Here is a 13,708-nt window from a genome sequence, read left to right as displayed (position 1 = left end):
TGCCTCGAGAGCAACGCAGGTTGGCTCTCTGTTGAGTGTGCCAGTCAACCGGCGTACTAGGGCCGTGCGAGTTTTACCGTATTGCCATTCGTAGAGTCGACGTGCCCGTTTTTTGCAGATTTCGGCCCTTTGTAAATGTGTGCTCCGGAACTTAAGCGACGGTTCACCCTTGACACCCTAGTGGAGGATCATAGATGTCGTGGACTTTGGCGGCATCGACCATGCATTCCTGGTTGATCACAACGGCCAAGTGATCTTCAGCCTTGACAAGGGTCAGGTGATGACGAACCTCAAGGACATCTATCCGGACAGAGCCCTACGGATTGAGTCGGGCATTCAGGATGCCACCTTGCACGGGCAGGAGCGGATTGTCTCTTTCGCCCCAGTGAACGACCGGTAAACGTCGTCGTCATTAGACACGCGCTTTATGGACGCTTCGGCAGTGAAGCGAGTTGTATCGCAACATTCAAAGGTGGTTATGCCAATGCTCCCAGCTTTTGACTGACTCCGTATTCTCTTCCTCTTCCTCTTCCTTTGTCTCTTTCTTGAGATCTTCTTGCCGAAGTTGCTTTAGCTTCTCCAGTTCACGCACGTACTCGTCAACTGGCATACCATTTTTTAATGCGTTCAGAAGTAGCTCCTCGGCCTGGTCATATATACGGTTAGTCCTGATTATATGGGCAGATGAAACGATGTCTTCGTATCCATCAAGTTTGGCGAATGCAAGATGAATATACCGTTCTACCGAGAGGGGATCTTTGTGGCCAGTCCACAGCATGACGTCGTAAAGAAACTTTTTGCTATTAAGCAGGGCGCTTCTGAAGTCGTCCTTTTGCTTGAACTTGTGTCTTTTGATTAGGAGTACGAAAAGATTGGTGATGAAAGCATGGCGGAACATGTGTGCACAGACTTTTTCTTCGATGCCGGCGTGACTTCTAAGTTGAATCATTTCATTCGTAATACTGCAGGCACCGAGCGGCTTACCAGTCTTTTCTTGAACAAAGAGTCTGTCGTGATCCGTGTCCTTGAAGTTGCGAAGAGATATTCTGCGGGCAAACTGAATATATTTCTTAGCTTCGCTTAGTACCACTCTTGAAATCGGGATAAAACGCTCGGAATAGGTTCCACGTTTCAAGGTTCGCAGACGTAGCAATGGGAACGACATGTTCATGGCATTACGTATGTCCGAAACGGTAATTTCAATTATCTCGCTGCGTCGAGCGCCCGTATGCTCAAGCAAGGAAATCACCAGATTCCGTCGAAGTTGAAGGTGTCTCGATGGGTGGATTTTGTTTGCTGAATCTCGCAAAAGCTTTATATGTTCGCTCGGGATCGGATCGCGCGTGTGGTAGCGCGTTCCAGATACATGAAGAGAGTGGTGATGCAGATAACTCCGCTTTATCGTTCTTCCTGAGCGCGTTGTGATAGTAAATGTTTTCATTACGGCGCGGATGGTTCCATTCTCTGATACAAATGCATCGTCGCCATAAAGACGTCCTACGAATTGCAAAAAATCTAGACAGATCCTACCAATTGCTAGGAGTGTAGTTTCGGTGCGCCTATTTACAGTGGGATCGTTGACAGATCGCTCCTTTCTTAATTCGTCAATGAAGTCTGAGAACTGTTGGTCAGACAGTCCTATAAAGTCAGTTCGGTATCTGAAGCAGTAGCGAACTAGTGGGCTTATTTTGGATGCATACTCCCCAATGCTTCCGCCTTTACCGCCGTGCCTTGATAGGCCTTTTCCACCTCGGCCAGGGCGGTCACGTAGTGCGAGCATGTAGAGATTTGCGACGTTATTGGGCGTGCCATCAGGCCAACAGCAAAACGGCAGGCCAGAACCATCTTTTGTTATAGTACTTCCATGCGCATGGTAGCTAAAGAGTGTTAGCTCTTTAAGTGGTTTAAATAGTTGTTGGCGAAGGTGGTTTGTCACTTGCGATACTCCTCCAGTCGCGTAACTCGCCCGTCTCCGGAAGAAGGGGAGGGGGGGGGTGGCTGTTCTGGAGGGAGGCTCAGTAGAGCAGTAAGTGCCTGAACGGCATCGCTTGCCCGCTTTTCAAGTAGAGCGGGATCTAGATTGCTACGTATATTTCTTAACTCGTTAATTGCCAGGCTTAATCCCTGGAGGAGGACCATGTTGGCGCAGCGCTGCTTATCAAGTCTCTCCTCTAGTTCAGTTACTAGTCGCGAAAGTCCGGACTTAGTGCGTTTTGTTGAAGTGGCCTCTTTGCTGCCATTGACCTTCTCAATGGCCCTCAATGCCGCTAGGCGGAGGGTATCAAGTTCCTTAAATCCTCCCTTGAACTGTAAGTTGGCGTGAGATTTTAAAGTGTTGATGCTCATTGGGGATTTTGACTTTATAGCCCCTGAGTCCTCGAAATTGAATTCGAGCTTGGCTAGCGCTCCTTGGCTTCTGAGAGCCTTTAGAATGTTCTCGTTTTTGGAAAAATAGTCAGGATTACGGTAGATTAGCTTTAAAAGTTCACTGGTTATTAATGTGGCGCTAGCATGTGGCTCTAGGTCGGAGATTTTTTTCATTTAGTCTGTGCTCTGAATTTTTACTACCACGCGCATATGTTGGCCGGTTTCGTCTGTGAAAAACTCTGGCTCAATCTGGACTTTCCCTGTCTTTATCATGTCGGTGATTGCGTCTTCAAGTTCAGCAGTGTCTACTAGAGCAAAATTATCTGTGTTGTAACGAATTTTTAGTATTTCGGCTAGATCTTCGTAAGCAGTGATATCGCCATTATGCAAGCTTTCTGCTATGAACTGAGCCTTAGCGCTACGCAAAACTGCACCATCAGTGGACTCAGTAATGTAATTCCAAACATGCTGCATGTCGGTGTGCCCGAGCATCCACTGCAGTGTCTCCAGTCCTCCAAAACTGCTCGAGTGGAAGAATACCATGGAGAAAAAGCGTCGAAGTTGATGTTGTCGGATATAGTACCTTTCTCCTTTTGAATTTAGTGGTAGTTCGAAATAATCGCACAACAAGTCTAGGTTTCTATTGTAGGCATACATTGTTTGCTGACTAAGCCCGGCATTTCCGAGGAGTCCGGGGGGGGCAAAGAGGCTAGTCATTTCAGTTATGAATCCGCTTTTTAAAAGTCTCTGCTGCATGGAAATTAAGTTTTTAATCATTTTTACGGCAATGGGTTCGATTGGGCGTGCTTGGCGTTGTCTTATGCCGAACAGGTTGGATGTGCTTTTTCTATTTAAGAAGATCAACCATCTTTCGCTTTTATCTAGGCAGTCAGTCGAGTGCAAATCGAGCATTTCTCCTATTCGGCGAGCCATGATTGTTCCAACTACCATCTGGACACATCCAATATAGATGCGTAAGCACTCAATCAGTCCCACATTATTTCTGAGTTCTATGAAGTAATTTGACTGCTTTCTCAGTGCGCCGTGCCTAATAGACACCGTTTGACATACAAGCCCAAGCTTCCTAATTCCCATGTCGATAAGCTCAGGGGGCATAATGTCTTGTAACTCTCCATTGGTAAGTTGCGTAGGGGCAATTCCATTGAGGTTGCAATGCTCTGCCATGCGGCAGAAACCTTCTATTAGAAGTTCTCCATACTTGAAATGGTACTCGATTGATTTTCTGAAGGCGTCTCTCACTATTGGGTACGGCAGCGTCCGAAACCGAGCAGCTTCAGAGAGTGATGGTTCATAATCAAGTATCTGCTTCAGCTCTGATACTTCGGGAGCTGGAAGCCCAATTTCATGAAGAATTCCAAGGTTGTATGTTAAAAATCTGTAGGCGCGAAATGGACCGGATGTCATTGCTTCATGGTCACCTGTCCTGACCGATGAACCGGGATACTCTCTCGATATTATTTCTCTCTCATTATCAGTATAGAATTCTAATGAGCTTAATGTTTTTAGTTTTAGATGCCCGCCTTTCAGTGTGTTGGCATAAAGCGATTTCGCTAGCTGCAAGGTGTTAGGGGTGCGGACTCCAGCAGTTGATCTTTTTTTATAATATCCATGCAAATGCAAGGCAGCTCTTGCATAAGGTATTAAATCAAAAGGTATTTCCAGGTGATGCTCATCTAGTTGTTCGTCAGTCACAATGCGCATTCGTGGATATTGATCTAGAATGCTATCGAGTTCGATAGAACTGGAAGTGTTTATTAAGCTTAAACAAAATTTGCTGATAGTCTTGGTCCACTCGTAAACCGACTCTTCCGAACCGTTGACGCTTGAGAAGACGTCTAGCATTCTCTTCATGTGATGGCTGTTGATTCCAGCCAATCCGAATCTGGATAGCTGATATTCTTTTGCATTCAGAAGAATGTAATCGGCAACGTGAATGGCCCTGTTAAACATCGTCATCTGTGCGGCTAGTGAACCTAATTCGATCGCCGATCCTCGAACAGAACGTGTAGATGTTGTTAAAAAATACTTTAGCCCGTCTAGTAATGGCTTGTTTTTTTGGGCAAGCAGAGAAGTTTCGTCGTCTAATGTAATGTCCCAGTTGATCGTGTTGGGGGTCGCAAAATTGAAATCATATTTCCATATGTGCAAGTCGAAATCACTCAGCAACCAACTTGATTTTTTGTATTCTGTCCTAGGGTCGGTGTAGAACGCTTTTAGGAAGTCTAGCTCTGCTGGTAATTCAACATTCATATATCAACTTCTCCATTCTGCGGGGGTTACACCTCTGCTCGGCGACATAAAGGTGGTCTTTCAGTAGTGCGTCATTATCCCTTCTGATCTCGGCAACAACGGCCTTCGTTAGATCTGCCCAGTATCGTGCTACTCCTGTCACTTCTTCGGGTCGTTCCGCTGTAGCCACTGCTTTCTCTAATGATACGAGGGCGGTCATTATCCCTGGATCCACTGAGATGTAGACCTCTGAGTACTGATTCGCTGAATAGGGTTCAGTTGTTTGAGTGTTCTCCGGGTTGACCAGGTGGTCAGGGATGTCTTTTAGTGCATGGTTCTTAAGAAATAGATTTAACTCTTCCATTGTCTCGAAGTCTGCGGCCTCTATGAGGAAGCTGCTATCTTTCATCGCGTCACAGATTAAGCCGCGCTGAAAAATTCTTATCCAGCGGGCTTGGAAGAAGGCTAGTATTGACTCCGGCAGGTAGTGAGAAAGTTGCAGGCAGTCGTGGTTTGCGTGGCCGAGCGCTTTGGACATGGCTTCGACGCTTTGGGTTTTTAAATATACCTCTACCCCACATGAGGCTCGAAGACTAGAAAGGGTGACTCGAGATAAGAAATTTTTTAGTTCAGTACCCCTCAAGGAAGTATGATTTGAAAATTGTTGTGCAAGTCGTTCAAAAATCCGTGTGTGTTTATCGAATAGCGCTTTGTTCCAAGTCGGAATTACAGCGCTCCGCGGGTGACCGAAACCCTTCCCGCAGGTCAGGAATAACTCCTTCCATCGGCTGTCGCCAATTCCCTTGAGATATTTTCTTAACGGTGCTGTGATCTTTATTACTTCGAAGATTCGCTTTGTTGAGTTCGCGTTTAGTTGTATTTTCTGCTCGCTTAGCTTTCCACCTCTTCTATCCTTGAAGCCGACCAACTGATACCCGGTGTCGGTTTTCACAAAGCCGGATCTTCTACCTTTGTCGTCATACAAACGAAAATTCTTAAGGAAAGATTCTGTGATCTCATTGTGCTCTGCTACCAGTAAGCATTGGTAGGGATAAAGAGTGCCAGCAGCCGGAAGTCCAAGTATATTTGCGACATCAGCAGATAATATGGTGTATCCGTATTGGTGTTCGAAGTCCATGCGCGAGGATGGAAAGCCGTTGCTTTGAAAAATCGCGCAAATTGATTCGTGATCGTAACTCCGACGCTGCCAGCCTTTTCGAGGTTTGATTTCCGAGGAGTTTATCCGTGTGGTTGCGAGTATACGAAGTTGGACTCTCGAGTAAAGTTCATTGGCTTGTTCTGTTGCCCAGGATTTTACGGTTTCGATGTCTTTGTGGATACTTTTGAATAATATTTCTATTGCCTCGTTATCAGTTATTTCGAGAGGGACTCTAGTGATAAGTTTTTCATGGATTTCCACCCCCTCATCAGACACGGACACTCTTGTTTGCGCTCTGTGTTGTTTGGGGCGGATGGGCCGTGGTAGTCCATCCCCAAAAGGGGTTGCCCAAACTCCTGATTGTATAAAGGCCTCTTCGCAGTTCGATATGAACCTGTTCCACGTTTTTATCTGGGTTGGTATATTTAGATTTTCTCTATATGCGGTTAAGAAGTGCTCCTTCATGAAGTGCAAAAAGAATGATTTTATATTTTCTGGGTTTTGGAAGGTTGTAGTTGGCCACTCCAAAGAGTTCTTCGATAAATAGCTGGCCAGCTTGTTGCACAATGTGGTGTTGCATCTTGCTTGCTTGGCCGAAAAAGTCTTCCATGTCCGGTAGTACTCTTCTGTAAACTCAGGGCCATGGGAGTGCCATAGTTCTCCCAGCGCGAGAAAACTTGGTACTCCTTTTAGGGAGTCGACTTGCCATCCGTTCCAATAGCGCAAGGCCAATGGGTTCAATTTTTTCTGCTGGGAATCCCAGAGTTCTTTCCCTTCTTCGAGGTCGGCCATCAAATAGTCGAAATTGGGCATGCCTGGAATTTCGTCGCGCAGACTTGTAAGTGTTTCTACGAAACGTCGAGCCCAGCGAATCCGAACAGGCTCTTTGCTATCGGCCAAAGTTCTTGATCGCAATGCACCGACAAAACCGATGATGATCGGCTCGCAGCTTCGACTCGACAGATGGACGTAGGAGAGTTCTGCCTCGATGAGTTGGAGGTAGCACTCGAGCAGCTTCAGCGGAACGTTAATCAACTCCGACGACGCGTGGGTTTGAAAGGCCTTGGCTAGGGGCTCCGAAATTTTTCGGAATGGATAGTTGGGTAAGAACAGGGTGCTGCTGATGATTGTCAACGAATTCTTGTCCTTGCTTTGGGGTGGAAGATCCCGTATTTGCTGGGTTTAGGTATCTAATGATAAATCCATGCGAATGGCAAAATGCGTGAACGCAGCCTGGACGCCGACCTGGCCCTGGCCCTGACGCTGAACGCCCGCGGCCTGCTGCGCGACGAGCCGCTGAAGGTCTTGCTGATGTCCGCCACGCTGGAGGGCGAGCGCCTGTCGCGGCTGCTGGACGAGGCGCCGGTGGTGCGCAGCGAGGGGCGCATGCACCCGGTGGAGATCCGCTGGGGCGCGCCCTTCCAGCCGGGCGAGCGGATCGAGCCGCGGGTGGTGCAGACGATCCTGCAGGCGCTGGCCGGCGAGCCCGGCAGCCTGCTGGTGTTCCTCCCCGGCCAGGCCGAGATCCGCCGCGTGCACGAAGCGCTGGAGGACACGCTCGGCACTCGCGCCGACCTCATGCTCTGCCCGCTGCACGGCGAGCTGGCGCTGGAGGCCCAGCGCGCGGCGATCCAGCCCGCCCCGGACGGACGGCGCAAGGTGGTGCTGGCCACCAACATCGCCGAGACCAGCCTGACCATCGAGGGCGTGCGCGTGGTGGTCGACGCCGGGCTGGCGCGGGTGCCGCGCTTCGATCCGGCCAGCGGCATGACCCGCCTGGACACCCGGCGGATATCCCGGGCCTCGGCGACCCAGCGCGCCGGGCGGGCGGGGCGGCTGGCGCCGGGCGCCTGCTACCGGCTGTGGTCGCAGACCCAGCACGAGCAACTGGCCGCCCACGACGAGCCGGAAATTCTCCAGGCCGACCTCGCCGGGCTGGCGCTGCAACTGGCGCGCTGGGGCGCCGAGCCCGAGGACCTGGTCTGGCTGGACCGGCCGCCTGCAGCCGCCCATGCCCAGGCGCAGGCGCTGCTGGAACGGCTCGGCGCCTTGCGGGCACGGCCCGCCGGCGGCTGGCAGCTGACCGCGCACGGCCAGGCGATGGCCGAGCTGCCGGCGCACCCGCGCATCGCCCATCTGCTGCTGCGCGGCCAGGCGCTGGGCGTCGGCCGGCTGGCCGCGGACATCGCCGCGCTGCTGGTGGAGCGCGACATCCAGCGCGGTGGCGGCGCCGACCTGGCCACCCGGCTGATCACCCTGGAAAGCGGCGGCAAGGCGCCGGGCGTGGCTCGCGTGCGCCAGCTCGCCCGGCAGTTCGCGGCGCTGCTGCGCACGCCGGCGGGCGCGCCGCCGTTCCCGCCGGATGACCGCCGCTGGCCGGGCGCCTTGCTCGCCTTCGCCTACCCGGACCGGGTCGCCCGCCAGCGCCGCGAAGCGGGCGGCGACTACCGCCTGGCCAACGGTCGCGCGGCGCGCTTCGTCGAACCCGACCCGCTGATGAAGTCGCCCTGGCTGGTGATTGCCGAGCTCGGCGGCCAGCAGGGCCAGCGCGAGGAACGCATCTTCCGCGCCGCGGAACTCGACCCGGCGCTGTTCGACGACGTGCTCGCCGAGCAGGTCAGCCTGCGCGACGAACTGGACTGGGACGAACGCGAAGGCGCGCTGCGTGCCGAACGCCAGCGCCGGGTCGGCGAGCTGGTGCTGGCGCGTGAGCCGCTGCCCGGGCTGGACGAGACGGCGCGCTGCCGGGCGCTGGTCGCTTTGGTGCGGCGCAAGGGGCTCGCCCTGCTGCCGTGGACGCCGGAACTGCGCCAGTGGCAGGCGCGGGTGATGCTGCTGCGCCGGCTCGACCTCGAGCAGGGCCGCGACAGCGAATGGCCGGACGTGAGCGACGAAGGCCTGCTGGCGCGGTTGGACGACTGGCTGGCGCCCTACCTCGGGCGTGTCACCCGGCTGGCGCACTTCGCCCAGCTCGACCTGGCGGCGATGCTCGCCGGCCTGCTGCCCTGGCCGCTGCCGCAGCGGCTGGACGAGCAGGCGCCGACCGCGATCGCGGTGCCCTCGGGTTCGCGCATCCGCCTGGACTACGGCGAGACGCCGCCGGTGCTGGGGGTGCGCCTGCAGGAACTGTTCGGCCTGAGCGACACCCCACGCATCGCCGGCGGCCGCCAGGGCGTGCTGCTGCACCTGCTGTCGCCGGCGCGCCGGCCGGTGCAGGTCACCCAGGATCTGGCGAGCTTCTGGCGCAACACCTACGCCGAGGTGAAGAAGGATCTGAAGGGGCGCTACCCGAAGCACTACTGGCCGGACGATCCGCTGATCGCCGAACCCACCGCCCGGGCCAAGCCGCGCGCTCGCTGAGCGGCGGCGCTTCTTTCCGGTCGGTCCGTCAGGCCGGCTGCGGCTCGACCATCTGGTCCAGCACCCAGTTGTCGAAGGCGTGGCAGAGAGTCTCCATGCTGGTGAACTTCCCGGACATGCCGACCGGCAGGGATAGCCCTTCCTGCTGGCGCTCGACAACGAAGTTGTCCTCCGGAACGATGATGTCGCCGCGGCGGTAGTAGCGCTGGGCGACCTCCTCGAAATCCGGGCGGGCGACCTGGTCTTTGGAGAAGAAGGAGGTCAGGGCCACTTCGGTCAGGCCGGGGCCCTTGGGGTTGAGCTCGTACACCCAGGCGCTGTCGATGGTGAAGGCGAACAGGGTCGCCGGCAGGATGCAGGGATAGTAGGTGCCGGTGAGGTAGCGGCCTTCGAGCCCTTCGAACAGGGGGAAGCCCCGCCCCTGGTCCTCCTCGAGCAGCCCGCGGCTGCCTTCGTGGTGGGTGAAGTGGGCGATGTAGCGCCCGTCGGTTTCGACATGGGAGGCGCGCTGGCGGCCGGAGACCTTCTGACGGGCCAGGGTGCTGCGGTGCACGAAGGGCACGTGCAGCGAATCGTTGAAGTTCTCGAAGTAGAGCTTCCAGTTGGCCTTGACCTGGTGCACGACGCGGCGGGTGCAGACGAAGTCGTCCGGGCCGTAGGCCGCCCACTCCTTCGGCAGGCTGCCGAGGTAGCTGGAAAGCGGCTCGGCCCCTGCGTCGAAGGTGATGAAGAGGAAGCCGTTCATCTCTTCCAGGCGTACGGCGTGCAGCGACAGTTCGCTCTTGACCAGGTGGTCGTCATCGATCAGCGGGATGGTGCCCAGGCTGCCGTCCAGTTCGTAGGACCAGGAGTGGTAGGGGCAGCGCATCCGGTTGCAGTTGCCTTCGTCCCAGAGAATCTTGGAACCGCGGTGGCGGCAGGAGTTGTAGAAGGCGCGCACCTCGTCGTCCTTGCCCCTGACCAGGATGACCGGCACCCCGGCGATGTCCCGTGTCATGTAGTCGCCCTGGTTGGGAATCTGGCTCTTGTGGGCGATGTAGTTCCAGGCCTTGTGGAAGATGCGCTCCACCTCGCGGTCATACCAGGCCTGCGACGTATAGGCCCAGTGCGGCAGGGGCTCGGCTTCATAGGCCGGCAGCCGGACCTTGGCGAAGTGGCTGGGGTGGAACAGTTCGGCGGCGTTGTTCATGCGAAACTCCCTGATCTTGTAATCGCCCGGCCGGCGCGGCCGGGCGTCTGGCGAGGACTGCGCTAGTCGTTGCTGGCCTTGGCGAGGGCGGCGATGGCGTCGGGGTCGAAGTTGTTGATGTCGTCGATCAGCTCGTTGGTGTAGGCCTGGGAGACGTCGAAGTCCTGCGGGATCAGCCCCTCGGCCTTGAGCAGGTCGGCGAAGTTGCTCCAGTTGGAGTCGATGTTCTCGCCCCAGCGGACGCCCTCGGGCGTGGCGAAGCGGTTGAACCTGGCCTCGAAGATCACCTTCGATTCAGCGAGCACGTCCGCTTCGTCGCCGCTCGGCTTGGTCTGCGGATAACGCTTCCAGTGGATGCCGATGGCGCGCTCGGGGTTGGCCAGGCCGAAGATGGTGGACTTGGCGATGCCCCGGGCGACCGTCGCGGCGATGTCCGGATGCTCCGCGAGGTAGTCCTCGTGGGTGATGATCACGTTGCCGATCAGGTCGTCGTGGTAGGGCGGCTCGATCTCGACGAACTTCATGCCGCCGGCCTCCAGCGGCGCCGCCGCCGTGTCCCAGGTGCAATAGACGTCGACCGTGCCGCGCTTGAGCGCCATGGCCGCCTGCGAGCCCTGGCCGACGGCCAGCCATTTCACGTCCTTGTCCGGGTCGATGCCGGCGGTGACCAGCATCTGCCGGCAATAGGGCACCGAGCCGGTCGACATGGACACCACGCCGATGGTCTTGCCGCGCATGTCTTCCGGCTGCTCGATGCCCTTGCCCTCGAGCGCCAGCGCGCGCTGGATGGTGATGCGGGCGTAGGTGTAGATGGCCTTGATCTTGGCGCCCTTGGCGCGCGCCAGCAGCACGGTTTCCGGCCCGACCGTGGCGAAGGCCACCTGTTTCGCCGCAACCTGCTGGACGCCGGCCGTCGAGCCCTGGATGCCGATCACGTCGACGTCCACGCCGTCCTGCTGCCAGAAGCCCATTTCCAGGGGAATCGACGAGTGGGCCGCATGCCCGGCCGAGATGTCCGTAGTGGTGGGCGAGAAAACCACCTTGGGCCGGTCGGCGGCCGACGCACTCATCCCTATGACGAGCAGGGAAAGCCCTATCGCACAAAGCTTGATCTTCTGCATGCCTTGTTTCCTTGTTTGTAGCTTGTTCTGGTTATTGCCAATTTGCAGCCTGCCTGGCGAAACTTCTATTTGTTCCAGAACAGGAGCCTGTTGCGTGCGGTTTGAAGCAATACGAAACATGCCATGCCGAAGGCGGCGAGCAGGACGAGCAATGCAAATACCCGGGGAATGTTCAGTTGGAAGTTGGCATCCAGAATGAGATAGCCAATTCCCTCCTGGGAGCCGATGAATTCACCGACTATTGCGCCGAGTATGCTGAATACCACGGCAACATTGAGGCCGGCGAATATATAGGGAAGTGCGCTCGGTAGTTGCACCATGCGGAATGTCGTCCAGCGGCTCGCGCCGAGGGATTTCATTAAATCGAGTTTGCCTTGGTCGCAACTTTTCAGACCGACGATGGTGTTGACCAGTACCGGGAACAGCGAAATCATCGCCGCGGTGATGATCTTCGACGTCGAGCCATAGCCGAACCAGACGAGGATCAAGGGCGCGACCGCAATCTTGGGTACCGTCTGCAGCGCGATGATCCAGGGGTAGATGGTCGTTTCGAAAAAGCGGAACTGCGAAATGAGCGTGCCGATGGCGATGCCCAGGGTGGCCGCCAGCAGGAATCCCGATAGCGCGCGGAACAGCGTTATCTGGAAGTGCTCCATGAACAGGCCGGACGTCATTCCGCTCCAGAAGGCCTGGGCCACCGCGCTGGGCGGCGGCAGCAGGAGGGCGTCCACCTCGAACAGGCGGATATGCAGCTCCCAGTAGGCGACCACGCAGAGCGCGAACAGCAGCGCGGGGGCCTGCTTGGCGATGGGTTTCCACAGCCGGCTGATCGACGCCGGCCGGGGGCGGGGCGTGACGAGGCTGGCGACAGGCGCAATCTTGTTTTCCATGTCGCCTCCTATTGGCCGTTGCCATTGCCGCCGAGGCAGCTGCGGATGTGCCTGACGTAGCTGCCGAAGCGCTCGCTGTTGATCATTTCCAGCCGGCGAGGGCGTTCCAGGTCGATGGGTATCACGTCGACGACCCGGCCCGGCCGGGGCGACATCACCACGACGCGATCGGCGAGGAAGACCGCCTCGGAAATCGAGTGGGTGATCAGCAGGATGGTCTTGCCCGTCGAGTTCCAGATATCCAGCAGGTCGAGGTTCATCTGCTCGCGGGTCAGGGCGTCGAGCGCACCGAACGGCTCGTCCATCAGCAGCATGGCGGGGTCGTGGACGAGGCTGCGGGCGATAGCGGCCCGCTGGCGCATGCCGCCGGACAGCTCGTGCGGATACTTCTTCAGGAAGTCCTGCAGGCCGACCATCCCGAGCAGCTGGCGGGCGCGTTCGTCATGGGTCTTCGGCTCGAGCTTGAGTACCGCCGCCGGCAGCAGCACGTTCTGCAATATCGTGCGCCAGGGAAGCAGCGTCGCATCCTGAAAGACGACGCCGACGTCCCGCGAGGGTTTGGCCAACTGGCTGCCGTTGACCTGGATCGAGCCGTTGGTGATCTTCTCGAGCCCGGCGATCAATCGCAGCAGGGTGGTCTTGCCGCATCCGGAGGCGCCGACCACGCAGACGAACTCTCCCGCGCCTATATGAAGATTGACGTCGTGAAGTGCATTTACTTGTTCGCCAGAGGCGGTGTCGTATGTCTTGCAGACGCCATCGATATCGATAATTGAACGGATGGCGTCGGTCTTTCCGGTAAAGCGGGTATTCGGGGACGCATGTTCACGCAAGGCTATCATGGCTTAGTTATTCTCCGATTCGTTTGCATCAGCCCTGTGCTTGTCTGATCCGGAATCCGGAATAGACGGACCATTGCCGTATTGCGATCGAGATATTTTTTCTTGCGGAAGTATTTAGCAATGCATATGCCATGAACGACGCCGTGCCGAGGCCAGTTGCTAAGCTACTGAAAAGATAAGAATTAAAATTTGCGGAAGATTGAGGCGGCAGCGCCTGAGGTTTTTCAGCCTTTAAAGGAGTGCCTCTGGTTCCGCGGAAACTGCACCGCTTTCGGACCGGGAGCACTATGTCTGTGCATTTTAGAGGTATGCCACGCATTTATTGAGGGCCATGCCCCTTTTGGTCCCGCCCCGGCTCCTCGCCCGTCGCCAGGGGCCTCCCACAGGGGCGCCGCCGCTGCGGCTTTTGCGCTTTTTATGGGAGGCCCGCCCTCGGGGCGATTGCTTTCTGACTTTGCGCTGCCCGGAGGGCGCCTGCATCAGCGTCGGCCGGTGCCTGGACAGTCGCCGCGAGGGCGCGCCTCCCACAG

At 56.3% G+C, this 13,708-nt stretch carries 8 protein-coding genes and 2 pseudogenes; 2 read left to right on the top strand and 8 right to left on the bottom strand.

The window, feature by feature from the left end:
- Nucleotides 1-184: 184 nt before the first annotated feature.
- Nucleotides 185-388 (top strand): annotated as a pseudogene (locus H610_RS0117590) (chemotaxis protein); the annotation flags it as partial.
- Nucleotides 389-466: 78 nt separating this feature from the next.
- Here H610_RS0117590 and H610_RS24135 read toward each other — a convergent pair.
- From H610_RS24135 to H610_RS25580, 4 genes are read right to left on the bottom strand one after another with little or no spacing between them, the layout of a single operon-like run.
- The gene (locus H610_RS24135; RefSeq protein ID WP_063613243.1) at nt 467-1,936 is read right to left on the bottom strand and encodes a tyrosine-type recombinase/integrase; all 1,470 of its coding nucleotides are present in this window, start codon (nt 1,934-1,936) and stop codon (nt 467-469) included.
- Nucleotides 1,933-2,541: a hypothetical protein gene (locus H610_RS25590; RefSeq protein WP_015275582.1), complete on the bottom strand. Its 609-nt coding sequence runs from the start codon at nt 2,539-2,541 to the stop codon at nt 1,933-1,935. The genes H610_RS24135 and H610_RS25590 overlap by 4 nt, the downstream gene beginning before the upstream one ends.
- Nucleotides 2,542-4,638, bottom strand: coding sequence for a phage integrase (locus tag H610_RS25585; protein WP_015275583.1), 2,097 nt, complete (start codon nt 4,636-4,638; stop codon nt 2,542-2,544). It abuts the gene before it with no gap.
- Nucleotides 4,628-6,589 (bottom strand): hypothetical protein, encoded by a 1,962-nt coding sequence (locus H610_RS25580; RefSeq protein WP_138407004.1) that lies wholly within the window; start codon nt 6,587-6,589, stop codon nt 4,628-4,630. The genes H610_RS25585 and H610_RS25580 overlap by 11 nt, the downstream gene beginning before the upstream one ends.
- A 402-nt stretch (nt 6,590-6,991) precedes the next feature.
- Between H610_RS25580 and hrpB the strand changes: the two are divergent.
- Nucleotides 6,992-9,136: pseudogene (gene hrpB / locus H610_RS0117580) on the top strand (ATP-dependent helicase HrpB); the annotation flags it as partial.
- 28 nt (nt 9,137-9,164) lie between these two features.
- Here the strand turns inward: hrpB and H610_RS0117575 are convergent.
- The 4 genes from H610_RS0117575 to H610_RS0117560 form a co-directional block, all read right to left on the bottom strand.
- Nucleotides 9,165-10,325, bottom strand: coding sequence for an aromatic ring-hydroxylating oxygenase subunit alpha (locus tag H610_RS0117575; RefSeq protein ID WP_028240908.1), 1,161 nt, complete (start codon nt 10,323-10,325; stop codon nt 9,165-9,167).
- Nucleotides 10,326-10,387: 62 nt separating this feature from the next.
- Entirely contained in the window at nt 10,388-11,446 is a 1,059-nt protein-coding gene (locus H610_RS0117570; RefSeq protein ID WP_028240907.1) for an ABC transporter substrate-binding protein, read from the bottom strand.
- Nucleotides 11,447-11,511: 65 nt separating this feature from the next.
- Nucleotides 11,512-12,336, bottom strand: coding sequence for an ABC transporter permease (locus H610_RS0117565; RefSeq protein WP_028240906.1), 825 nt, complete (start codon nt 12,334-12,336; stop codon nt 11,512-11,514).
- A gap of 8 nt (nt 12,337-12,344) precedes the next feature.
- Nucleotides 12,345-13,178 carry an ABC transporter ATP-binding protein gene (locus H610_RS0117560; RefSeq protein WP_084166496.1) on the bottom strand — a complete coding sequence of 278 codons (834 nt, stop codon included), beginning with the start codon at nt 13,176-13,178 and terminating at the stop codon, nt 12,345-12,347.
- Nucleotides 13,179-13,708 lie beyond the last annotated feature (530 nt).

Source organism: Stutzerimonas azotifigens DSM 17556 (genome assembly GCF_000425625.1).
Taxonomy (GTDB): domain Bacteria; phylum Pseudomonadota; class Gammaproteobacteria; order Pseudomonadales; family Pseudomonadaceae; genus Stutzerimonas; species Stutzerimonas azotifigens.
This window is presented reverse-complemented; position numbering and strand designations above follow the sequence as displayed.